Here is a 24,214-nt window from a genome sequence, read left to right as displayed (position 1 = left end):
CTAAACTAATATTTTACTTATTAGATTTATTTTCAGCTTTTGTTACATCTAAAGGTAATGAAATAACAAACGTTGTTCCTTCTCCTTCATCACTCTTTACCTCTATAGATCCTAAATGTTTATTTACTATTATGTCATGAGAAATACTCAATCCAAGCCCTGTTCCAATACCTACTGGCTTAGTAGTAAAAAAAGGGTTGAATATATTATTAATTTGTTCCTCTGAAATTCCTATTCCATTATCACTTATTTCGCATTTTACATACTCCCCGTCACAATAAGTATGAATTTTAATTATACCTTGAATTCCCTTTGATTTTATTGCATGTGCCGCATTTACCAAAAGATTCAAAAGTACTTGATTTATTTCCCCTTCAAGTGCTTTTATTGTTGGAACATCCTCTAGATTTTCTTCAACCATTGCATAATACTTAATTTCATTATATGCGATAGTAATTGTTGATTTAATATTACTATTTATATCATATTCATTAAATTCTGAAGACGATGCTTTTCTTGCAAATCCAAGTAAGCTTTTAATAATAGTCTCCATTCTATTTATACCATCTTTAGATTCCAGTATAATATCATCTATGTCATCAAAAATAAATTTTATTTTATTTTTCTTTTTGCATTCAATAACTTCTGAAAAATTTTCCTTATATAATCCCTCATCATAATTTTTTAACTTTTCTTCAATACTGAAGTATAATTCTAAAAGCTTTTTAATCTTATCTTTATAACCTTTTAATGTATATATATTACTTTTTACAAATCCTAATGGATTATTAATTTCATGAGCTATTCCAGCTGAAAGCTGTCCTATCCCAGCCATTTTTTCCTGATTTATTATTTGAGTTTGCAATTTTTCTATCTTTTGAATATTTTCCTTATATTCTCTTGAACTTATATCAAGGCTTCTTTCTAATAAAGTTTTATCTTTTTCAAATTCAATATAAGCAGAATTTACAGCCTCAAGGAAACTTTTAAAATTTTCTGGTATTTCACCATCACCAATATACTTTACCACTTGCCTTTTTAATAGTTTATGATATTCATCCATAATATCAATCCTCCCCTATAAGTGTGATAGTCATTGTTTGATTATGAAATTCTGTTATTCTGTCCTTACTTGAAGGTGCTATTTCTCCATAAGAATAAAATCCTGTAAAAATTACATCATTTCCAAAAATATTTCTTACTGATTCAATTTCTTCATCAATCATTTGATTTAAAACAACTTTCCTAGCAACACAACTTATTAATATTGCAAGTTTCCCATTTTTACTATTAATACTCTTAACAGAATTTTCTGCTGCTTTCATAGATCCATGTATAAGATTATTAGAATTAGCATGCATAAGCCTTGCATAATACCCCTGTGGTACTTCTCCAAAAAATCTAAGACTTTTATTTTTTTTGTCTACACCTGCAACTGCTCTAACGTAGTTATATACATTATCTGCTGATCTTACATTTAAAGGAAATAACAATCCACTAGCAGGAAGATCTTTTGCATATTCTCCTAAGTAATCATTATATAAATCTAATATAGGATGTCCATCTAATTCATATACTATATTTTCTTTTGATTTAGTAACAAATCGCTCTATTCCAAAAGTATCCCATCCACCTACCGAACCATATCCAATTCTAATTTTATCTCCATAAAAAGCCACCGCTACTATTTGATTCTGCTTAGCGTAATCGTTAGCAATCACAAAAGTTTCTTTAAATGTATTTCCATTGCCTGCTAGTCCCCCTGTTATTTTGACATGTTTAGGAAGTCCTTTTACCACCCCCTCTACAATTTTACTACCATTTATATTTTCTCCTTCAGTTATTAGAAAGACATGTGCTAAATTTTCTATTGAAATTGATTGGGCAATTTTTAATCCTTTTTCATAATCTTTTCCTATATCCTCTATTTCTGAACAGAAAAATTTTATTTCACTCTTTTCAAAATGAATTGCTGTAACTGTCAATGTATCATCATTAACTTGATCCTTATATATCTCTCCTGCTGTTGTACATCCTATTATATGTGCATAGGGATACTTGTTTTTTATTGTATTAAATATTCCTTTATTACAAATAAATTCTTTTGAACCAAACATAAGAATTAAATTCGCCTTTACAACTTTACTCAATTCGTTAATACTTTCTACTTCTTCCAAATTATGAAAAACAAACTGCTCCGTAACCATAATTTTCCCTCCAAACCCTCTGAGATTAGTTTTTAGAAATATATCATTAATTGAATCCACTTAATTCTAAGGTTTCTTTAAGTTTATTTTCAAATTGTTCTTTATCTATTTTTAACTTCTCAAAAACTTTTTCATCAAATTCAAAAAAGTATTTTCCTTCAATTATATCCCAAGCATATTTTTCAGCAACATGTGCTGCCAATACAATTTGTCTATTAATTACATTTTCGTTAAAAGGATTATGATGATAAAGTGCTGCCTCAACAATTGGTAATGGAATATCCCACCATTGCAATAGATATCCTCCTATCTCTTGGTGATTAGTTCCAAAAGCTTTATTTTCAAGTTCAATTATATCTACATTATTCTTTTCAATCTCTTCAAATATCTCCATGTATTTATCATGAAACGAATGTATCATGAAAATAATTCCAACATTACTTAATAGACCTGCATTCATTTCAGTTTCTGGAATTTTCTTATTTAAAAATTCAGTATATATTAGACTTATAATTCTATTAGCAATAAATGCGTGTTCCCACAATTCTTCCAATCTCTTATTATCTTTAGAATTAAAACTCAATCCATCTATAAAAGCAGATGCTATTACTATATTTTTTATATTATCTAGCCCAAGATAAGCAACTGCTCTTTTTATTGAGCCTGTTTTTACAGAGTAATATGATGAGTTTACAATATGAAGAAGTTTTATAACAATGGAATTATCAGCTTCTATTGCTTCAACTATTTTATATATTTCCTTATCACTTTCTATTACATTAATAATCTTTTGGTAAGAGGTCTTAATCGTTGGCAATTCTTCTGCATTATTTACAAGTTTAAGAACCTTCTCATTATTTCTTAGTAGATTTTCTATCTGAAATACTTTTTCTATAGTATTAATAAGAACAGTATTCTCCCATGGTTTTAAAATATATAATTTAGCTATATTCTTTTGCAATGCATCAAATACTATTCTTTCATCTGAAAATCCACTTAAAATTATACGAACAATATTAGGGAACTTTTTTTTCACTTGACTAAGTAATTCATACCCAGTCATCTTTGGCATTTTCATATCACTAACAATTACATCTACTTGTTCAATTTCAAGAAGCTCCAGTGCCTCTGCTCCGCTCTCTGCTTTAAGTACCTCATATTCTGTATCCATAAAAAGTCTTGTAATCGATCTTAATATTTGTGTTTCATCATCAACAAAAAGGATTCTTTTTAACATATATTTCATCTCCTTATCTATAGCAATCTATATTTTTACTATTTTCCTTATTATGTCTATTTCTACATTTATTTATATAATCCTTTGTAAAATTCCCAAAATCGAATGTAATTTTTTAAATATTTCGAAAAAAGAAACCTGTAGCTCCTAATTTCAAGGATTCTACAAGTTTCTTAACTCTCAATAATTTTTATTTTTTTAAGGGAAACGATTCCTTTAAATTTCTAATAATGACATATTATAAATGTACCTATATTAATATTTTCATATACTGTTTTAGCAACATAATATGGTGCATTTACACATCCATGTGATCCATAATTTATATATATGTCACTACCAAATTCTATTCTCCAATTTGCATCATGAAGTCCAATATTTTTATTAAATGGCATCCAAAAACTTACTGGGGAAGCATAATCTTCACCTCGTAATACAGTGTCCTTTTCTTTGCTGTATAATTTATAAACACCTTCTGGTGTTGAAGTGCCGTTACTAACATTACCTGTAACCACATCTCCATCTACAACAAGATATCCGTCCTTATAGTACCATAAATGTTGTTTAGTCATGTCTATTTCCACAAATGTATTTCCAATATTACTAAAATAGTTCGCTGCTGAAGTTTGCTTATATATTGGATTCTTGGTCACAGTTTGTCCATTTTTTATATTTTGAATCAATACTTTAGTTTCTTCTAAACTATCGATTATCCAACTATGATTATTTCCATAATATCCACCATTAACTGGTATGCTAGTCCCAAGTGCTGAATTATAACTATTTGCTAAATTATCAACGTAATTTTTTATCTTAGTTTCATCCAGTATAACTTGAAAATTTCCATCAACGCTAATAAAATCTTTTATTTTATAACCATCTAAAACTTGTACTAATCCTTCATAATTATAAGTAATCCTTGAAGATACATATTTATTAAGTATATCCTTAGCCTTAATAACCTCTTTAGAATTCGAAGTAAAGTTAGGCTTCTCATAACAATTTAATTTTTCTAAATTTATTTTTTTTTCTTTGTTTTTAATTGCCTTTGTTATATTCTCATATAAAATATTCTTGTTAATACTATTACCATAAAGTTCTTTTGAAATTGTATAAGTATTATTTTCATATACAAATGTAGGATCTTGAGATTTAAATATACTATTTCCAGCTAAACACAATAGCTTATTTATAGCTTCATTTAATAATGTCTCATCATAATAAACCTGATCAGAATTATAACTTAATTTAATATCAACTCCATTAATTTGTTCTTTTATACCGCCTGCTTCATATAACGTTAATGTATATTCACTAGATGATTTCTCATCTAAAGTCTTAGCTGAAACCTTAATAATATTAACAGCAAAAATTAAATACAAGCTAAGTAAAGTAATAGAAAAAACTATAATATACTTTATAATATTATCTGACCTATTTTTTTTTGCCTCCATAAAAACCACCCATTTCAATTTATAGTATTTTAGCACACATCTTCTGAAATTCTTATGTCAATATAATAAACACCTTTTCTCACCCTTCCTCCTTCAGAGTCATTTACAATATATAAATTTAAATTTTTTATAAAAATTTTATTTACAAATGTGCGCCTATATATTATACAATATTTTCCATTTAAATATCAATTATCAACCATCAACTATTTATCTTTAATTATATAAAGCCTAAAATAATATTTATATTTTCAATGTAATCTTTTAAAACTTATTCTAAAAATATATAATAAAAAATCGTACATTCCTTATGCACGATTTTTCATCATATGACTATTGCCAAATCATTATATCCGAATATTAATTTTTTCAAATAACAAATTCATCTTAACCAAATTATATTTTTAATAATTTATCTACAGTATCAACAAGTTCATTTACTTCTGGCTTACTTAATTGTGCATCTGCTTTAACAGATTCCCCCTTATGTCTTAATTCCTCTGTAATCAATGATGAAAATATTATTACTGGTAATTTCCTTAAAATTTCATCTTCTTTTATTTGTCTTGTAAGTGTAAGTCCATCCAATTGAGGCATTTCTATATCTGTAATAAGTATTTCTGCATATCTTGTAAAATTTTCTCCATGCTTTTCTACTAATCCTTGAAGAAAATCTAATGCTTGCTTGCCATCATCAAATATTTTTAAATTTTTGAAACCAGCCTTTGTAAGTGTCTCTTTTAAAAGTCTTCTAATTAAAGCTGAATCATCTGCTAAAATTACTTTTATATCTGATCTATCCTTGTAATCTACTTCTATAAGTCTATCTTCACTTATTCCAACACTTGGACAAATATCTGTAACTATTTTTTCAAAATCAAGCATAATTAATACTTTTCCATTTAAAAGTATGTTTCCAACAGCTAGTGAATTTTCTGATAAATCATCTGGTTTTCTTATTTCACTCCATTTAATACGATGAACTCCTACTATATCATCAATATTAAATGAAACTTTTATTTTATTAAACTCGCAAACAATAACCTTATCTCCCAGACTTTTTGTTGCTTTTTTTGATAATATATATTTTAAATCTATTAACGTAAGAATCTCTTCTCTACATAATATCAAACCTGCAATTTCCGGTTTAGGGTCAGGCAATGTTGTTAAATTTTTAGGCATTGCTATTACTTCTTTTACTTTTACAACATTAATTACATAATGATTTCCATTTGCAATAAATTCTATTACTTCTAATTCTCCAGTACCTGATTCTAATAATATATTATTATTCATAAATATCTACCCCTTACTTAAAATTTATATATTTGTTAATCTTTACTTATATATTTTAGAAAAATGTAGTCTATTAATAATATAAATCTTTGTTACCTATTGTAGTCACGTTTTCTATTGACTCACATTTTACTTGTTGTAAATAAGCGTGTCCTAATTATAATTAATATACATTTTTCAACTAAAAACTTTACTTATATTATCGATAATACACATTCTTCCTTTATTATACCATCTATCCGCTTTTAATTGTAACTTTTAGTAGTTAATTATTCTTTTTTTATTAATTTTTTATTTTTATATTTAAGAATCCCGAAATATTAATTTAAAAAATTATTTATGAGTAATTTCTAAAATATATTAATATATTTTTAATAAAATTTTTCTATACAATCTTAATTGCTAGTTAATTTTTATGTTTAAATATTATATTATAATGAAATTTTAGTTCATTGAAAGTAAATTAATTTTAATGCAAATTGTTTCTTGTATTATATATTATTATAAACTTTAAAATCTAAATAAAAAATCCCCCAAAACTATATTGGGTGGATTTTTTATTTAAAATTTAATATTTTATTTAAACTGAAATTTTTAATTTTTCACTCTTTAATTTAAATATAATTTTTCTTATGCTATCATCCGATAAACTATACTTATCTGAAAGCTCATTAATCTTTACTCCATTTTTATAGAACTTATATATTCTAAGTTTCTTTTTCTAATGGCTATGCGAGTGCCATTATTCTCCCCCCAAGCTTTTCGATCTTCTGTCTTAGGAATATATATGGTTTCTCCTTGAATATACTTTTGTAACTCTTTTAAAAGTTCCTCTGGCAATATATCCTTTCCATTCTTGTAACACAATGCTAAATTCCTCCCCATTATTTTCAATATTTACTAATAACATTTTAGAATTTCCCATTGAAAACACCCCCTAACAATTTCTATAAATTAAATTCAAATTTACTATATCTTAGTTTAGACAAAAAAATTCCATGGACACATAACCATCCACGGAATTTATAAAAAAGGCAATAAAAAAACACGATAACTTTCGTGCATTCTGCCAAATTTAAATCCATTTTAATTCTTCAGATGACGGTTATTAAACTTCTTCGAAAGCACAACAAATAAAGAGTAACCTAACTCTATTTGCACCATATTTATAGACATAAAAAAATTGTACTATAAAATCCTAAATAGCTTCCGACAATATTAAATTATTGAATAAGTACCTCTACACAATTAATTAAAAAAAACATATTATAACTTCCTCCTTCATCTGACTTTAATATATTTAACCTGATAAATTATCTAGTAATTTATATTAATTTTATTTTATTGTAAATTTTATTTTATGTCAATATAATCTAAAAATGTTCTCATATTCCACACAAAATTTATAGATTATAATATAACTTTAACAGTATTACTCTTACTCTATTAATGACAATTCTATTCTTATCCATTATATTTGCTTTATCTCATTCAGAAAAATTATTATTTTAATAAAGCTCACTTACCTTATTTCCTTTTGAAACTCACTATATTGAGTATGAATTCAAAAAAAATCTGTAGGAGGAAGAGGTATTCTTCCTCCATTTATTGATTATCTATCAGCCTATATTCTAAGCTAATAGACACCTCCTATTAATGATCAATATTACCATCTCCTTTCACTTAGAATCACCGGCAAGTTAATTATCTCATAATTTTTACCAAACTCTCAATGGAAAGAATTTTTATAATAAAACTTTCCTAAAACAAAAGAACTAATATCAATTTTTATATCTGATATTAGCTCTTCTTATATTATTATATCTATATTATTTTATAATTGTTCACCATTAGTTTCGATAACCTTTTTATACCAATCAAAGCTCTTTTTCTTAGAGCGCTTTAGTGTACCGTTACCATCATTATCTTTATCTACATAGATAAATCCATAACGCTTCTTCATTTCTCCTGTAGATGCACTTACCAAATCAATACATCCCCAAGGGGTATACCCCATAAGTTCTACACCATCAATTTTTACAGCATCCTTCATGGTCTTAATATGTTCTCTTAAATACTCAATTCTATAATCATCTTCAACATATCCATTTTCATCTGGTGTATCCACAGCACCTAATCCATTTTCTACAATAAATAACGGTTTTTGATAACGATCATATAACGAATTTAGTGTAATTCTAAGTCCAAGAGGATCAATTTGCCATCCCCATTCACTTGCTTTTAAATATGGATTTTTTAATGTTGCAAATACATTACCTTCTGTTTGTGCATTCACTTGTGGATCTGCACTAGTTAAACGAGAAGCATAATAGCTAAATGAAATAAAATCTACAGTGTTATTCTTTAATAATTGTTCATCTCCATCTTTTATTTCCAAATTTATGTTCATTCTTTCAAACATTTTCTTTGCGTAATTAGGATATTCTCCACGAGATTGTACATCTACAAAGAAATAATTTTCTCTATCCTTTTCCATAGACTTCCATACATCTTCTGGAGCACATGTATTGGCATAAGTATTACCAGCAGCTAACATACACCCTATCTTAAATTCTGTATTTATTTTACGAGCTATTTTAGTTGCTTTTGCACTTGCAATTAATTGATGATGTGCGGCTTGATACTTAATAGCTTCTTGATTTTCACCGTCTTGAAAAACTAATCCTGCTCCAATGAATGGTAAATGTAATAACATATTAATTTCATTAAATGTAAGCCAGTATTTAACTTTATTTTTATAACGTGTAAAAATAACCTCACATAATCTTTCATAATATTCTACCATCTTACGGCTTCTCCATGAACCAATTGTTTCTACAAGATGCATTGGCACATCAAAATGAGTTATAGTTACTAATGGTTCAATTCCATACTTAAGACACTCATCAAATACTTCATCATAAAACTTTAAACCTTCTTCATTTGGCTGAGCATCATCACCATTTGGGAAAATACGTGACCATGCAAGAGATAAACGAAAAGTTTTAAATCCCATTTCTGCAAATAAAGCGATATCCTCTTTATAATTATGATAAAAATCAATTGCTTCATGACTTGGGTAAAAATGATCGTTATCACATTTCATCATTTTCATTTTTCCAAGCATAACAGGAAAACGATCCTTACCTGCTGGAATTACATCAACTGTTGACAAGCCTTTATTAGCTTCTAAATATCCACCTTCACATTGGTTAGCAGCTGTAGCTCCTCCCCAAAGAAAATTATCTGGAAATGTACTTTTATTCATAAACTTCTCTCCTTCAAATTATAGCTTTTATTATTTTAAACTACTATTTTTTTGAATAGTATATTTTTAGTTAGTAAATTTCATTGTTTTTAAAGCTTGCCTGTTTTTTAATTATTAAAAGTACAAAGTCAATTTAAATTAATAAACTTTTTTCAGAATACATATATATAAATTCTAAGTATAAGAGGAAATTCCTCTTATACTTAGAATTTATTTTTTAAATCATTACTGTTAATAAATCTTCCTTGTAACTAATAGTTTTCTTATCTGTTTCTATAACATCTAAATAATTATCTGAATTAGTAACTATTACAGGTGTTATTACTGAATATCCTTCTGCTTTTATAGCTTTAATATCAAATTCTAGTAATATATCTCCTGCTTTAACCACATCACCTTGTTTTGCTTTAGGAGTAAAGTGCTTACCTTCTAATTGAACTGTATCCATACCTACATGAATTAATATTTCAGCACCATTATCACTTGTAATTCCTAACGCATGACCTGTTGGAAAAAATGTTGTTAACACACCATCCACTGGAGCAATTACTTTACCTTCTATTGGTTCTATCGCTATACCTTTTCCAAGTGCTCCTTTTGAAAACGCTTCATCTTTTACTTCTGATAAAGGTTTAACTTCACCTTTTAGTGGACTTACTAATATTTCTTGTTTCACTAATGAATTTGCTTTAGCTCCTTCACTTGTTTCTGGATCATCTTCAAATTTAGTAAATAGCATCATAACAAATCCTAAAACTAAACTTACTACCATAGCTATAGCCATTCCATAGAAGCCTTTATCCATTCCATTTGGTCCTATATAACTTGGAAGTGCAAATATACCCATTCCACCTATCATATATCCTTTTGAACCAAAGAATCCTATGATACCACCACCAATTGATGCTCCTATACAACTTATTATGAATGGTTTTTTCTTTGGTAATGTAATACCATAAATTGCTGGTTCTGTAACACCGAAAATACCTGAAATAAATGCTGGAATTGCTAGAGATTTTAATTTCTTATTTTTAGTTTTTAACAATATAGCTCCAACTACACCAGTTTGTGCAAATGATGCTGCCACTGAAAGTGCTAATACTGAATCGTATCCTAACGTTGCTAAATTGTTGAAAGCTATAGGTACTAGGCCCCAATGTAATCCAAAAATAACAAATACTTGCCAAAATGCACCAATAAATAATCCTGCAACAATTGGGCTGAAATTATAAATTGCAGCAGTAATAGCTCCAAGTAATTGACCTGCCCATGTTGAAATTGGTCCTATTACTAGAAAAGTTAATGGAACAATTACCAATAATGTACAAAATGGAACTAAGAAGGTTTTAACTACATCAGGAATAATTTTTTTAAATAATTTTTCAATTTTTGACGCTACAAATATAGCTATTATTATTGGAATTACAGTTGATGAATAATTCATCAATATAACTGGAATTCCTAAGAATGTAGTGCTTACCGAAGATTCAAACATTGTACCACCTAAAACTTTAAATAATGGTTCACCAGTAGTTAATGCTATAATCTTTGGATAAACCATAGCTGCACCTATTGCCATTCCAGTAAATTCATTTAATTTAAATTTCTTAGATGCTGTATAACCTAAGAATATTGGAAGGAAATAAAATAAACTATCGCCTATTGCATTTAGAATTTGATATGTTCCATCTTTATCTGTAAGTATATTAAATGCTACAAATAATGCATTAAAGCCTTTTATCATACCTGTTGCAGCTAAAACGCCTAATGTTGGTGCAAATACTCCTGATATAATATCAATGAACTTATTAAAAGCATTCATGTTTTCATTTGAATCATCTTCAGAAGCTGCCGCAAATCCACCTACTGCTGATACATCTGCATATACATCTGGAACATGGTTTCCGATAACTACTTGATATTGCCCACCACTTTTTACTACAGTAACAACACCATCCATATTTTTCAATACCTCTGTATTAGCTTTACTTTCATCTTTTAATTTGAAACGTAAACGCGTAACACAATGAGTTAAGCTATTAACATTTTCTTTTCCACCGACATTTTTTATAATGTCTTTTGCCAATTTTTCATATTTCATATATATCTCTCCTTATATATTATTTTCATATTTATAAAAAAAGCGAGACCTAACACTAATGATATAAATAAATTTTGTCCAATAGGATAAAGTTTATACTATCTAATGTTGGTCTCGCCTGCTTTACCAGTAACAATCCATTAATATTTAATTTTAACTATCTTTGTGTAACCCTTTGAATGTGAATAGTTAGATATAACTTTTCCTCATCAGATAATTCTTTTTCTAAATATGCTTCTATTTTCAACATACAATCATATGCATTTCTATATTTTGCTTTCACTTGAGTTAGTAAGAAATCATCTTCCGATTCTACTTCTTGATTTTTACTTAATCTTTGAAAGAAAAATCTTAAATGTGTAACAAACCTTTCATAGTTCAACGATTTCTCATCAAGTGGAATATTATATGTATATTTAACAATATTTAAAATATCTTGTATCATTTTTGTTTGCTTAGCAACATCTTCAACCTTACCACCTACACTATTAACTTGTGCATTTATTAAGTGAAGAGTTATATTACAAGCTTCATCTTCAGGTAATTTTTTTCCTGTTTCATCTTCAATAAATTCTAACGCTTTTAATCCTATTTCAAATTCTTTAGTGTAGAACTTTTTGATTTCCCAAATTAAAGGATTTGGGCGATTAAGGCCTTCATTAAATAATTTTAATGCATAGTTTATATGATCTGTAAGAGTAACATATATATAGTCACTCAATTCAACCCCCAATATATTCTTTGAATATTCAATAATATCATAGCATAATGAAACATATTCTGAGGGAATATCTTCTAATAATAATTTAAATTTTTCTGATGCATCTTTTTGCTTAAGAATAAAGGTTTTTTCGATTAAAGATTCATCTACTTTTTCCCCAACACTCTTTTTAAATCCAACACCACTTCCCATAACAACAAATTCATGCTTATCGGAATCTTTAGCTAATATAGCATTATTATTAAATATCTTTTTTATTATCATGGTTATCCCCCTATCGATATCACTATGCTAATTAAGAATATAAAAACCTTAATTAATCAAAAGAGATAGTTTGTTCTCTTCTCATTAATTAAGGTCTCGCCTGATCGTATCAGTAACAATCCCACTGTATTAACTTGTAAGCGTTTAAATTCTATATTTATAATATATTATTTTTTCTTAATTGTCAATACCTTTTTTATCTTTTATTTTACATATTCCGATTCTTTTTTCATTTTACATACTTTATCAAATTTGAATTTTAAAACAAATTTACTATAATATAGGCTGTTTTTTATTTTAAATTTAATTTTTTAAGAGAATATTTCATGACTTCGTGATATAATAAATAATTTTTAGATTAATTGCTCATCATTTCACGATTATATCAATATCGAATAGTAATACATTATATCATATTTCTTCATTTCATTGTATAATATGAATAATTGTTAAAAATATAACTGTATTTAAGGAGGATTTTATGAAAAATTATAATGTTGAATTAAACACTTTAGAATTAAACGATATAATGGACTTACAATTTCTTCAGAAGTTCCAAGATGATTTTGCTAAAAGTATAAATATTGCTAGTGTTACAGTTGATAAAAATGGAGTTCCATTTACTAAACCAAGCAGCTATAGCTATATTTGTTCTAATCTGACTCAGTCTACACAACTTGGGAAAAATCGTTGTGCGCAATGTCACAGTAAAGCTGGTGAAGAAGCTTTTAGAACTGGAAAGCCATACATATATAAATGTCATTCTGGACTTATTGACTTTGCTGCCCCTATAACAGTTAAAGGTGTACTTATAGGAACAATACTTGGTGGGCAAATACTATTTAATGAACCTGAAGAAATGGAATTCAGAAGTACTGCAAAGGAATTAGGATTAAATGAAGACAATTATTATGATGCGGCTAAACATGTGAAGATATTAGATGAAAGTAATGTTAAAGCAGCAGCTGAAGTATTATTTTCAGTTGCAAATACACTATCTAATGAAGGTTATCAACGTCTAAAAATTAAACAATTAACAGCAACTCTTTCAGAAAGTTTTGAACAAATATCTTCTGCAACTGAACAGCTTGCCTCTTCATCAATGGAGGTTACTGAGACTCAAACTTTATTAAATAATGAAATCTTAAATGTTCAAAATCTGTCTAATGAAATAAATATTATTCTTGGATATATAAAAGATATATCCAAACAAACAAAAATGCTTGGACTTAATGCTTCCATTGAAGCTGCAAGAGTTGGAGACCTTGGCAAAGGTTTTAGTGTAGTTGCTTCAGAAATAAGAAAATTATCAGAGAGCTCAAAAGAAACAACAAATAGTATTGCTGATTTATTAGATAAAATACAAGCATCAGTAGACAGAACTATGCAAGCATCAAATACTACTTTAAATATAACCGAACAGCAATCAGCAGCAATAGAGGAAACAAATGCCAGTGTTGAGGAAGTAACAACTTTCACTATGGAATTGAATAAATTAGCTAATGAAAAATAACTATAGTTACAATGAGCATTTCTGGAATTGATTCCACGAAATGCTTATTTGCTTAATTATCCTATTACATCAAAAAGTAATTTCTAATAAATTGAAAAAAGTTCTTGGTTGTGCTTCGCACTTTTTTCATCTGTAAAAAAGTTTTTAATCTTACTATATGGTTCAAATAATATCTTATATTAATGACCTAATTGAAAATTTCACTTTTATGATTTATATATTCATATATAACTTCCTCCATAGCTGTCTCCTATTCTTAAATTTAATCTATATTTTTAATTTTCTATATCGATTATATGCAGCCATTATTTCCTGTTTTCTAATCATGGCTAAACTTCCACTGCCACCTTTTATTTCCTCTATTGATATTAATCCATTTTTATTTATTTCACAGATTATATTATCAACCATTTCATTTAGGCTTAAACCTTTATTCATAAGGTTAGCTTCTGCCCATTTCATAATCGATCCTATAGTATTTAACTGTTCGTTATCAACAATTTGCTCTACTGCTCTTAAATTTATTTCTTCTTTATTTATACTTATTGTATCTACTCCTAAGGTTTTTATTTTAATTCCTTTTTCTCTAGCCTCAATATTTCCTGCTTTAATCTCTCTGTTAAATGCAATATCTATCTTTAAATTTTTCTCATTAATCCTTTTTATAATATTTCCACTACTTAATGCTTTAGCTTGTTTTGTTACATCCTTAATATCATAATTATCCATTTGTATTACACAATCTGCAACATCAAAAAAATCTCCGCAGCTTCCAACTACTATGATTGTTGAAATATCTTTCTGTTCATATAAAGATCTGACAATTTCAATAAAAGGTGTAATTGGTTCCTTATCTTTAGAAACTAATTTTTGCATCAAATCATCTCTCATCATAAAATTAGTGGCTGAAGTATCCTCATCTATTAAAAAGACCTTAGTGTTACTTTCTATTCCTTCTATAATATTAGCTGCTTGTGATGTACTTCCACTTGCATTTTCTGTGTAGAATTTCACCGTATCTTTTCCATTAGGTAAATTATTTATAAACAAAGATATATCTATCTTAGTTACACATCTGCTATCTTCCGCCCTAATCTTTAAGGCTGATTTATTTGTTATAACAAATTCCCGTCCATCACCTTCAACATGATTATAAACTCCAAGTTCTAAAGCTTTTAATAATGTGGATTTACCATGATAACCTCCACCTACAATAATCGTTACACCCTTTTTAATACCCATTCCTTTTATTATTCCTCTGCTTTGAGTATTGAATTCCACTTCTAATTCCTTTGGTGACATAAATGTTTTACCCGTTTTTAATGCTTTCGTTGATACTCCACTTTCTCTTGGCAGCATTGATCCATTAGCTATGAAAGAAATTAATCCTCTCTTATTTAATTCCATTCTTATATATTCCTGATCTTCTACAAGCTTTACTCTAGCTTGTAATTTTCCATTATTAATATTTTTATATATTAAAGTTTTTTCCACAAGGTTTGGTATAACATTATATAAAATCTTTTCTAATTCTTTTGATAAAACACTTCGTCCTCTTGCTGGAAATCCAACATAAAATCTTGCCTCAATTTCATCTTCATTTATAATTATTGATGTTCTATTTAATATCTCTTGTGGACATTTACTTATGGCTATTATCCCACTCTTTCCAGATCCAAAAATTCTTTCACTAAATCTATTTATATTAAAGTAAAATTCTCTTGTTAAATAATCTGCAACAGCAATATTTTTATTTTTATTATCAAAAAGTTCCTTTGGAAATTTAGCTGTATGCTGCTTTACTATTAATCTAATTCTTGATGGTGCTGCAAAAGGATCGCCTTGAACATGATCTATACTTAAAATGTAATTTTCAAAATCATATTGTCCCTCTAATTCCTTATACAATCTGTAGCTCCTTCCATCAATTCTATCTAAGTCCTTTTTTAATATTTGTGAATTTTTCATATAAATCTCCTTTTTATTGCTTATAACCTTAAAAGATGAGCCTTATACAAAGCTCATCTTAATAAAGTCACATTATTATATGCTTATTTACTTAATTGTAAAAGTCTATTTTTTAATTTTTCTTCTATATTTTGTAATTCTTTTTCAGCTTCTTTACGTTTTTGTCGACCTTCTGTTTGTATACGAAGCACCTCATCAAGAGTTGTAATTAATGATTCATTTGTATTACGAAGAGTATCAATATCAACAATTCCACGTTCAGATGCTTTAGCTGTTTCTATAGTTGACATTTTTAAAGTTTCAGCATTCTTACGTAAAAGTTGATTAGTCATATCTGTCACTTCATTTTGCACTTTTGCAGCATTAGTAGAGTGAGCAACACCAAGTGCTAATACAATTTGACTTTTCCAAAGTGGAATTGTATTTACAATGGTAGATTGTATTTTTTCTGACATTAATGAATCATTATTTTGAACTAAACGAATTTGTGGTGCCATTTGAAGAGAAATCATTCTAGTTAATTCTAAATCATGAATTTTTTTCTCAAAGCGATTGCAAAGTGACATAAAATCATTAGTTGCTTGTGCATCTTCTGGAAGACCACTAGTTTTGGCTCTTTCAACTAAAACAGGAAGTTCTTCCTTTTCTAATTTTACAAGCTTCTTTTTTCCTGCCAATATGTACATAGAAAGTTCTTTAAAATATACTTTATTTATTTCATACATCTTATCCAACATAGCAATATCTTTTAGCAGTTGAATTTGGTGGGTTTCAAGCATAGTACAAATTCTATTTATATTATTTTCAACCTTATCATATTTTACTCTCATAGCAGAAACTTTTTCTGTAGTTTTCTTGAATAGACCTAAGATACCTTTTTTCTCCTCTGGAGCATCAAAACTTTTTAATTCACTTACTACACTAGAAAGCATATTCCCTACTTCGCCTAAATCCTTTGTCTTTACATTATTTAAGGCTGATTCAGAAAAATCTGCAATTTTCTTTTGAGCTCCTACTCCATATTGGAGAATTGAGTTTGAATTGCTTATATCAATCTTCTGTACAAATTGATCTACCATCTTTTTTTCTTCTTCTGTTAAATTACTATCATCAAGTACTTCTGCTTCCTTATTTTCTTCACTTGCCTTAGTAATAGAAACTTCCTCTTCTTGAAAAGGTTCAAAAGTTAAACTTGGCGTTACATCAATTACTTCTTTAAATTCATTGCTCATTTAAAAATCCTCCTTTTTCGTTTCAATATTAATTTTCAAAATCTTTTTTAGTCAATCCTTCCTGCGTAAAAAGTGTTTCCAAGACAGAAATATCTGTAGAAATATCCAAAGCTACTTCTTCAAATAAATCATCTAATAATTTTTCAAAAGCAGTATTTATGAAATCAATACTTTTTTCAATTTCATTTTTAGCATTTTTTATATTATCACCCTGAACTGCCTGCTCATTTAACTCTTTATATGAATTAACTAATTTTAAAGTTATAGGAAGATAATGATTGGCAAATTTATTAACCTCAGGTAATTTTTTTGGATTATTTTCTATGTGTTCTAATATTTGTATCACAATATTTTCAAGTCTATATAATTTATTTGAAATCTCTTCTTCTGGCAAGGCATCATTTACACTTCTTATTTGTTTAATATAATTTTGCCCCATATCTATTGTAAATCGTAATTCTCTTTTCGCAGGATCATTTTTTTCTTCATTTGACTTCTCTTGTCTTCTTAATTCTTCTTCATTACGTTGTTTTAACGCTTCTTGTGATTTTAGATAATTGTCATAAACTTCATTACTTAGCATAAAATAAGTCTGTTTTTCATCAATATGAGCTTCTTTAAACATACCTAGTTCACTCATTTTTCTTAGATCTTTTACAACATATTTATTTTTCTTTTTAATATCGCTAGCCAAATTTTCAATTAAGCAGTAATTTTCACCATCAAGAATCTTAACATACTTTTTAAAACGATATACCCTATTCCTTAAATATCTACCTCTAAATGATAAACCAATACTTGATATAAAAAAAGTAGATAGAAATCCTAAAAAAATAAAATTATTAGTCAAAAATTGTGGAAATAAAGGTGTCAGCATTGAATAAACCATTAATAGAATACCAAAAACCAAACTTCCAGTGTACCCAAGTACCTTATAAACTACTCCTGATATACTTCCGATGGGTCTTTTTACAATATATACTGGTGCCTTATTTTTTTCTTTTTTATTTACCTTCGATAAGTTTGTATGCTGATTTTGAATCTTAGATTCCATTTTTTCACTAAATTCTTGTGATTTATTCCTTAACTTTCCTATTACATCATCTGATTTATCTTTAAACTTTGTTTTTACACCATTTAAAGCATCATCAGCTTTATTATTAATACCTTTTTTTAGATTAACAAAATCTATAGCATTGAATGCACTTTTTACTGTATCTTTAATTTGATTTTCTAAATCAGAAAAATCCTTTTTGTCCATGTTCATGCCTCCAAATTTTTTCTTATAATTCACTTTAAACTTAAAGAATATTTAATAGTATTCCTTATATAATTTAATATTTTCGTTTTATTATATCTTATTCTCTGGTAAATTACAATTTGCACCAATCAGAGAAAATATAATTATTTTTCTTCCTCTTTTCAATATATCTATTTAAATTATACCTTAATTCTTAAATCACTTAAATAGATTATTTTATCCATTTAATCTTTGGAGCTTATGAAATTGACTTGAATATTGACATTGAAGTGAGTTGAAGTTTATTATATGATTGATACTATAAGAACTTAAACGAAAATTTAAATGTAATTATTTAAGGAAAAGGAGTATAATATGTATCCAAAAGATTTAAATTATAAAATGCCTGCTGAATGGACTTCACATGAACGTACATTTATTTCATGGCCTGTTAAAGAATCTATGTGTTATCCAAATAATTATGAGGTTATTTGCCACGGTTATGCAGAGCTTATTAATGCAATTTCTGAGTTTGAAACTGTTACAGTTATTGTTAACCCAGAAGATTTAGAAACAACACAAAAACTTTTTCATAAGTCTAATATAGAATTTCTTCCAATTAAACATAATGACGCATGGCTTAGAGATAATGGTCCTACATTTTTAATGGATGATGATGGAAACATGGCTGGAGTAAACTGGAATTTTAATGCGTGGGGGGGGAAATATACTCCTTGGGATTTAGATAATGAAGTGGCTCCAAAAATCTTAGATCATTTTAATATTAAAAAATTTGATGCACCTCTTATAATGGAAGGTGGTTCAATTCATGTTGATGGTGAAGGTACACTAATAACTACTGAAGAGTGCTTGTTAAATCCTAATAGAAATCCAAACCTTACTAGAGAACAAATTGAAAATTATTTAAAGAAATACTTAAGTATAGAGAAAGTTATTTGGCTTAAGAATGGTTTAAGTGGTGATGAAACTGATGGGCATGTTGACAATATCGCATGTTTTGCTAAACCAGGTAGTATACTTATTCAGACTTGTGCTGATTCAAATGATGATAACTACAAAATCACTTTACAAAATCTTGAAATACTAAAAAATCAAACTGATGCAAAAGGAAGAAAGTTTGAAATTATCCAAATAGCTCAACCGCCTAAAACTGAGTATGGCAATCATAGATTAACATTAAGTTACCTAAACTTCTATTTTGTAAATGGTGGTATTATTTTACCGATTTTTGGCGATAATGCAAAAGAAACTGATAAAATGGCAGAAAAGGTATTAAGCGGAACTTTTCCTGAAAGAAAAATTCGAAAAATAAATGGAATGGCAGTTATTACGGAGGGTGGTAATGTTCATTGTACTACTCAGCAAATGCCTACCCCTAAAAAGTTTTTATAAATAAAGATATGAGGTGATTAGCATGAGAAAAGTTAAAGTTGCAGCTACGCAAATGAGCTGCTCTTGTAATATTGATGAAAATATTAATAAAGCAGAAATTTTAGTACGAGATGCTGCAAAAAAAGGTGCCCAAATCATTCTAATTCAAGAACTATTTGAAACGCCATATTTTTGTCAGAAAGAAAAATCTGATTATTACACATATGCTACGGAATTAGAACACAATAAAGCTATAAATCATTTTAAAGAAATTGCTAAAGAACTTAAGGTAGTGCTGCCTATTAGTTTTTACGAAAAGAAAAACTGTGCTAGATATAACTCTTTAGCGGTAATTGATGCTAATGGTGAAATATTAGGTACATATAGAAAAAGTCATATTCCAGATGGACCAGGGTATGAAGAAAAATTCTACTTTAATCCAGGCGATACTGGTTTTAAGGTATGGAATACTAGATATGGAAAAATCGGTGTTGGAATCTGCTGGGATCAGTGGTATCCAGAAGCTGCTAGATGTATGACATTAATGGGTGCAGAAATTCTTTTTTATCCAACAGCTATTGGGTCAGAACCTCAAGATCAATCAATAGACTCTAAAGATCACTGGCAAACTTGTATGTTAGGTCATGCTGCTGCCAATTTAGTACCAATTATTGCTTCTAATCGCATTGGAGTTGAAGAGGATGAAGATTCTAAAATTACTTTTTACGGTTCTTCCTTTATTGCAGGTCCACAAGGAAATAAAATTATAGAAGCTAATCGTACAGATGAAACTGTTCTGGTTGCTGAATTTGACCTAGATCAACTGGAAATACAACGTACTGAATGGGGAATATTTAGAGATCGTCGTCCTGATTTATATAAAATTATCACATCTTATGATGGAGATTTAATGATTAAATAAATCTTTTAAAATAAAAAATGCCTAAAAAAAATATTTATATTATAATATTAATATAGTATATTTTAGTGGAGGTTTAGCATTTTATGAATAATACGCTAACAGAAGAAAATATAAGAAAATTAAGAGAAGAATTAGATTATCGAATGACCGTAAAAAGAGCTGAAATAGCCAAAGAAAAATTAGTAGCGGCAGCTCATGGAGACAGATCTGAAAATGCTGAATATAAAGAGGCTTGCAGAAACTATAGAGAAAATGATAATAGAATTCAATACCTATTGACGATGATTTCAACAGCAACAGTAATCGATGATGATGATTTGGATAAATCAGTTTTAGGAATTAATAGTAAAGCTAGAATTAAATTTGTAGAAGATGACGATGAAGTTGTCATAACCTTAGTAACTACTATGGATTTAGACCCTGAAAATATGCTTATAAGTATAGAATCAGATTTAGGCAAAGCTTTATCTGGGAAAAAAGTTCGTGACATAGTAGAAGTTGATGCTCCTGGCGAAAAATATACAGTAGAAGTACTAGAAATATTATAAAAATATATAACATAACCAAAAATGCCACTCTACAATGCATATATTTCTGCATTGTAGAGTGGCATTTTCTTTCTAGAAATTAATCATTATCTCTATATAAAAGCTTGTGTTTTTAATTATTTTTCATGACATATATGTATTTAATTTTTAGTTTTCTTTCTTAAGAACCATTGTTACCCATTCATTAGTTTTTGTCTTTTTTATTAGGTTATATCCTTGAGCATTTAATTCTTCGTAAATTTTATCACTACTCCATTCTACTAATCCAGATATAAATAACCTTCCATTAGTTTTTATAACTCTATTAATTAATTCCATAGATGATAAGGTCTCATCCCCACCTATATTAATAAATACTACATCAAAGTTATTGTTAACACCTAAATCTTTTGAAGTAACATCTGCAACTACAACCTCTATATTTTTTATATTGTTAAGATGTGAATTATGTAAAACTTCGCTAGTTACATCTCTTATATCTAATGCTACTATATGTTTTGCATTTTTTAAGCCAGCTGCTATACTTAATATTCCTGAGCCTGTACCTAAATCAAGAAGTATTAGCCCTGAAAAATCTTCTTCTAATATATATCTAAGTAAATCCTGAGTAGTTTCATGTAATCCAGTACCAAATGAACCTTGAGATTCAAAGTTTATTTTCTTTGCATTTTCACCTACTACACTTGGTTCTGCAATTATCCATCCATTATTTAAATCTACAGGTTCAAAAGGATGTTGCCAATTATCTTCCTTAAGCTCTGCTAAAGTTATATTCTCCTTTATATCTAGAACTTCTTTAATTTCATCAATAAATTTACTGCATTCCTCAATATTTTCACTTTCAGGATAAACCTTTAAATTAATAAATTCATTTTCTTTTTCATAAAATCCATACCCATTAGAATCCACAGTAACCTCATAAGGGGCATCATAATAAGTAGAAGAAAAACCTATACTTATAAGTTTATTTAATACTGTTTCAATTTCAGAATATTTTACTAGGAATGATATTTCAAACATACATTTCACCTCGTTATATTAATTTTCTATTTTATTTCTGCGATTTCATCATATAAAAATCATAAAAGATTAAAAATGTTAATATATTTTCATATAATTTAACAAATCTCTCTTCTTTTCATTATATCTTAAATCAGAAAACTATCAAACCTAGTAATATTTTATGTAGTTTTTTCATAAATTCTCATTATTACTTTTTCCATAGGAAGTTCTTTAGTTAAAGTCAGCTCCACTATGTTTTTCTCACCAAAAGTTTTTCTTAAATCATCAATAGATACATCAAAAACTTTTTCCCCCTTATTTATGATTATCACATTTTTAGCCAACCTTTCTACGCCTTCTAAATCATGTGTAGTCAATATGAAGGTCACACCTTTTTCATTCATTTCTTTAATAAATTCTCTTATATTTTGCTTTGCAATAACATCAAGACCAATTGTAGGCTCATCTAAAAACACAATATCCGGATTATGAAGCATAGCCATAATAAACTCGCATTTCATTTTTTCTCCTAAGGATAAAACCCTAGTTGGACGCATGATAATATCACCCACATCAAGTAAATCTACAATCATATTTAAGCGTTCCTTATAGACATCATCAGGTATTCCATAAATAGCCTTATTCATTTTAAAGCTATCAATAGGAGGTATATCAAAAATAAGTTGGCTTTTCTGTCCAAAAACTGCTCCCATCTTATTAACATATTCTTTTCCGTTAATCCTAAAAGTGCAGAAGCTGGAAAAAATCCAATCATTGCTACAGGTACAATATATGAAGTTATGAAAATAATGCTTCTACTAAATATACTTTGCGGATAATAACCAAAACGAACAAAGCTATTATACATTTCTGGTATTCTAGAATTAGCAACCCATTTAAAAGATGTTGCAGCCATAAGCAGTTGAATGCCAACCATTACAAAGAGTCCCGTAACAAAGAATACTAAAAATTCTATCCACATTATAGCTGTTATTTCTCCAATATGCGCAATTGATATACAAAAGAAGACAATTACGCCTATAATAACACCTATTCCATCCATGCTAAAAGTAGAAGCCATTAAGTAAAACATGCAGTTTACTGGTTTTATAAGTGTTACTTCCAGAATACCTTCTCTAACTTCCTCCACGATTTTTCAAATAATACCATAAAAAAAATACGCTTGAAACTCCATTCGATATGCTGTTGATGATGAAAAAAAAATTCTTATTGCTTCTTTATATATTTTTAAATATTTTCTCATTTTCATCAACCTCCTGCATCAGTATATTTATTCATTGCAAGTCTATATATAACTTCGCTAAGTATTATTACAATAGCTACTGCTACACCTTGAATCATTACAATTTGACTAATCTCCATAGTAATTCCACCCAATGAGTATTTTCCCATAACCACACAAGCTGGCACATAAGTAATATAATGAAATGGCAAGAAAAAAAGCATCTTTTGTAATGCTTCTGGAAAAAAGATTAGTGGAATCAAAATCCTTGACAATATCTCAGAAATTACTTGATACACCATTCTGATTCCTTATGACTGTACAAGCAAAAAAGCAGTCATTCCAATATAGTAATTAACATAAAAGTTCATAAGAAATGCAAAAATAATTATTATAATAGATAAGCCTACCCGCTAGGAATTAAATCAACCTTAAAAATAAATTCCAAAATAAAAAAGCAAGGCAAAACTCAAAAATAAACCCTAAAATTCTGTGCCCAATTTTTTGTGATAATGCAAAAAATCTATGATTTATAGGTAACAAATACCACCAATTTTAATACTACAAACGATGCTTTATTTTGTTCTTTTAATCCTTCCTTATGAT

The 24,214-nt window shown here is 28.0% G+C and carries 20 protein-coding genes; 4 read left to right on the top strand and 16 right to left on the bottom strand.

Annotated features, from left to right (window positions below; all coding sequences use genetic code 11):
- Window positions 1–13: 13 nt before the first annotated feature.
- The 9 genes from CLPUN_RS15125 to licT form a co-directional block, all read right to left on the bottom strand.
- Window positions 14–1,063 carry a sensor histidine kinase gene (locus tag CLPUN_RS15125; RefSeq protein WP_077848085.1) on the bottom strand — a complete coding sequence of 350 codons (1,050 nt, stop codon included), beginning with the start codon at window positions 1,061–1,063 and terminating at the stop codon, window positions 14–16.
- Between the two features lie 4 nt (window positions 1,064–1,067).
- Window positions 1,068–2,207: an FIST signal transduction protein gene (locus tag CLPUN_RS15120; protein ID WP_077848084.1), complete on the bottom strand. Its 1,140-nt coding sequence runs from the start codon at window positions 2,205–2,207 to the stop codon at window positions 1,068–1,070.
- Between the two features lie 46 nt (window positions 2,208–2,253).
- A complete protein-coding gene (locus tag CLPUN_RS15115) occupies window positions 2,254–3,444 on the bottom strand; it encodes an HDOD domain-containing protein (RefSeq protein WP_077848083.1) in 1,191 nt (396 codons plus the stop codon).
- 224 nt (window positions 3,445–3,668) lie between these two features.
- A complete protein-coding gene (locus tag CLPUN_RS15110) occupies window positions 3,669–4,898 on the bottom strand; it encodes a L,D-transpeptidase family protein (protein ID WP_077848082.1) in 1,230 nt (409 codons plus the stop codon).
- 396 nt (window positions 4,899–5,294) lie between these two features.
- Window positions 5,295–6,194, bottom strand: a complete 900-nt coding sequence (locus CLPUN_RS15105; protein ID WP_077848081.1) for a chemotaxis protein — start codon at window positions 6,192–6,194, stop codon at window positions 5,295–5,297.
- Window positions 6,195–6,872: 678 nt separating this feature from the next.
- Window positions 6,873–7,061 carry a CD3324 family protein gene (locus tag CLPUN_RS15100; protein WP_423237303.1) on the bottom strand — a complete coding sequence of 63 codons (189 nt, stop codon included), beginning with the start codon at window positions 7,059–7,061 and terminating at the stop codon, window positions 6,873–6,875.
- 967 nt (window positions 7,062–8,028) lie between these two features.
- Entirely contained in the window at window positions 8,029–9,462 is a 1,434-nt protein-coding gene (locus tag CLPUN_RS15095) for a 6-phospho-beta-glucosidase (protein WP_077848080.1), read from the bottom strand.
- A 217-nt stretch (window positions 9,463–9,679) separates the two neighbouring features.
- On the bottom strand, window positions 9,680–11,563 hold the full coding sequence (locus CLPUN_RS15090) for a beta-glucoside-specific PTS transporter subunit IIABC (RefSeq protein ID WP_077848079.1): 1,884 nt from the start codon (window positions 11,561–11,563) through the stop codon (window positions 9,680–9,682).
- A gap of 157 nt (window positions 11,564–11,720) precedes the next feature.
- The gene (gene licT, locus CLPUN_RS15085) at window positions 11,721–12,548 is read right to left on the bottom strand and encodes a BglG family transcription antiterminator LicT (RefSeq protein WP_077848078.1); all 828 of its coding nucleotides are present in this window, start codon (window positions 12,546–12,548) and stop codon (window positions 11,721–11,723) included.
- 481 nt (window positions 12,549–13,029) lie between these two features.
- Here licT and CLPUN_RS15080 point away from each other — a divergent pair, with 481 nt between their 5' ends.
- Complete coding sequence (locus CLPUN_RS15080; protein ID WP_077848077.1) at window positions 13,030–14,061, top strand: PocR ligand-binding domain-containing protein; 1,032 nt, start codon at window positions 13,030–13,032, stop codon at window positions 14,059–14,061.
- A gap of 267 nt (window positions 14,062–14,328) precedes the next feature.
- On the opposite strand, the gene CLPUN_RS15075 is transcribed toward CLPUN_RS15080, so the two are convergent.
- From CLPUN_RS15075 to CLPUN_RS15065, 3 genes are all read right to left on the bottom strand, one after another.
- A complete protein-coding gene (locus CLPUN_RS15075; RefSeq protein ID WP_077848076.1) occupies window positions 14,329–16,029 on the bottom strand; it encodes an ABC-ATPase domain-containing protein in 1,701 nt (566 codons plus the stop codon).
- Window positions 16,030–16,112: 83 nt separating this feature from the next.
- A complete protein-coding gene (locus CLPUN_RS15070) occupies window positions 16,113–17,261 on the bottom strand; it encodes a toxic anion resistance protein (protein ID WP_077848075.1) in 1,149 nt (382 codons plus the stop codon).
- 28 nt (window positions 17,262–17,289) lie between these two features.
- Window positions 17,290–18,522, bottom strand: a complete 1,233-nt coding sequence (locus CLPUN_RS15065) for a 5-bromo-4-chloroindolyl phosphate hydrolysis family protein (RefSeq protein WP_077848074.1) — start codon at window positions 18,520–18,522, stop codon at window positions 17,290–17,292.
- Between the two features lie 354 nt (window positions 18,523–18,876).
- Here CLPUN_RS15065 and CLPUN_RS15060 point away from each other — a divergent pair, with 354 nt between their 5' ends.
- The 3 genes from CLPUN_RS15060 to CLPUN_RS15050 all read left to right on the top strand — a co-directional run bounded on the left by CLPUN_RS15060 (window position 18,877) and on the right by CLPUN_RS15050 (window position 21,363).
- Window positions 18,877–19,914 carry an agmatine deiminase family protein gene (locus CLPUN_RS15060; RefSeq protein WP_077848073.1) on the top strand — a complete coding sequence of 346 codons (1,038 nt, stop codon included), beginning with the start codon at window positions 18,877–18,879 and terminating at the stop codon, window positions 19,912–19,914.
- A 22-nt stretch (window positions 19,915–19,936) separates the two neighbouring features.
- On the top strand, window positions 19,937–20,815 hold the full coding sequence (gene aguB, locus CLPUN_RS15055) for an N-carbamoylputrescine amidase (protein WP_077848072.1): 879 nt from the start codon (window positions 19,937–19,939) through the stop codon (window positions 20,813–20,815).
- An 83-nt stretch (window positions 20,816–20,898) separates the two neighbouring features.
- Complete coding sequence (locus CLPUN_RS15050; protein WP_077848071.1) at window positions 20,899–21,363, top strand: GreA/GreB family elongation factor; 465 nt, start codon at window positions 20,899–20,901, stop codon at window positions 21,361–21,363.
- A 147-nt stretch (window positions 21,364–21,510) separates the two neighbouring features.
- On the opposite strand, the gene CLPUN_RS15045 is transcribed toward CLPUN_RS15050, so the two are convergent.
- The 4 genes from CLPUN_RS15045 to CLPUN_RS15030 all read right to left on the bottom strand — a co-directional run bounded on the left by CLPUN_RS15045 (window position 21,511) and on the right by CLPUN_RS15030 (window position 23,910).
- The gene (locus tag CLPUN_RS15045; protein ID WP_077848070.1) at window positions 21,511–22,383 is read right to left on the bottom strand and encodes a 50S ribosomal protein L11 methyltransferase; all 873 of its coding nucleotides are present in this window, start codon (window positions 22,381–22,383) and stop codon (window positions 21,511–21,513) included.
- 161 nt (window positions 22,384–22,544) lie between these two features.
- Window positions 22,545–23,012: an AAA family ATPase gene (locus CLPUN_RS15040; protein WP_077848069.1), complete on the bottom strand. Its 468-nt coding sequence runs from the start codon at window positions 23,010–23,012 to the stop codon at window positions 22,545–22,547.
- Window positions 23,009–23,515, bottom strand: coding sequence for an ABC-2 family transporter protein (locus tag CLPUN_RS15035; RefSeq protein ID WP_158078782.1), 507 nt, complete (start codon window positions 23,513–23,515; stop codon window positions 23,009–23,011). Before CLPUN_RS15035 ends, CLPUN_RS15040 begins: the two co-directional genes overlap by 4 nt.
- A gap of 119 nt (window positions 23,516–23,634) precedes the next feature.
- Complete coding sequence (locus CLPUN_RS15030) at window positions 23,635–23,910, bottom strand: ABC-2 family transporter protein (RefSeq protein WP_077848067.1); 276 nt, start codon at window positions 23,908–23,910, stop codon at window positions 23,635–23,637.
- Window positions 23,911–24,214 lie beyond the last annotated feature (304 nt).

Source organism: Clostridium puniceum (assembly GCF_002006345.1).
Taxonomy (GTDB): Bacteria; Bacillota; Clostridia; order Clostridiales; family Clostridiaceae; genus Clostridium; species Clostridium puniceum.
Note: the sequence above shows the minus strand (reverse complement) of the source record. Positions and strands in the feature narration are given on the sequence as shown.

Bases quoted from the DNA above. Each gene is read 5' to 3' on its own strand.
- CLPUN_RS15125 (WP_077848085.1), bottom strand. From the start codon at position 1,063: ATGGATGAATATCATAAACTATTAAAAAGGCAAGTGGTAAAGTATATT.
- CLPUN_RS15120 (WP_077848084.1), bottom strand. From the start codon at position 2,207: ATGGTTACGGAGCAGTTTGTTTTTCATAATTTGGAAGAAGTAGAAAGT.
- CLPUN_RS15115 (WP_077848083.1), bottom strand. From the start codon at position 3,444: ATGTTAAAAAGAATCCTTTTTGTTGATGATGAAACACAAATATTAAGA.
- CLPUN_RS15110 (WP_077848082.1), bottom strand. From the start codon at position 4,898: ATGGAGGCAAAAAAAAATAGGTCAGATAATATTATAAAGTATATTATA.
- CLPUN_RS15105 (WP_077848081.1), bottom strand. From the start codon at position 6,194: ATGAATAATAATATATTATTAGAATCAGGTACTGGAGAATTAGAAGTA.
- CLPUN_RS15095 (WP_077848080.1), bottom strand. From the start codon at position 9,462: ATGAATAAAAGTACATTTCCAGATAATTTTCTTTGGGGAGGAGCTACA.
- CLPUN_RS15090 (WP_077848079.1), bottom strand. From the start codon at position 11,563: ATGAAATATGAAAAATTGGCAAAAGACATTATAAAAAATGTCGGTGGA.
- licT (WP_077848078.1), bottom strand. From the start codon at position 12,548: ATGATAATAAAAAAGATATTTAATAATAATGCTATATTAGCTAAAGAT.
- CLPUN_RS15080 (WP_077848077.1), top strand. From the start codon at position 13,030: ATGAAAAATTATAATGTTGAATTAAACACTTTAGAATTAAACGATATA.
- CLPUN_RS15075 (WP_077848076.1), bottom strand. From the start codon at position 16,029: ATGAAAAATTCACAAATATTAAAAAAGGACTTAGATAGAATTGATGGA.
- CLPUN_RS15070 (WP_077848075.1), bottom strand. From the start codon at position 17,261: ATGAGCAATGAATTTAAAGAAGTAATTGATGTAACGCCAAGTTTAACT.
- CLPUN_RS15065 (WP_077848074.1), bottom strand. From the start codon at position 18,522: ATGGACAAAAAGGATTTTTCTGATTTAGAAAATCAAATTAAAGATACA.
- CLPUN_RS15060 (WP_077848073.1), top strand. From the start codon at position 18,877: ATGTATCCAAAAGATTTAAATTATAAAATGCCTGCTGAATGGACTTCA.
- aguB (WP_077848072.1), top strand. From the start codon at position 19,937: ATGAGAAAAGTTAAAGTTGCAGCTACGCAAATGAGCTGCTCTTGTAAT.
- CLPUN_RS15050 (WP_077848071.1), top strand. From the start codon at position 20,899: ATGAATAATACGCTAACAGAAGAAAATATAAGAAAATTAAGAGAAGAA.
- CLPUN_RS15045 (WP_077848070.1), bottom strand. From the start codon at position 22,383: ATGTTTGAAATATCATTCCTAGTAAAATATTCTGAAATTGAAACAGTA.
- CLPUN_RS15040 (WP_077848069.1), bottom strand. From the start codon at position 23,012: ATGAATAAGGCTATTTATGGAATACCTGATGATGTCTATAAGGAACGC.
- CLPUN_RS15030 (WP_077848067.1), bottom strand. From the start codon at position 23,910: ATGGTGTATCAAGTAATTTCTGAGATATTGTCAAGGATTTTGATTCCA.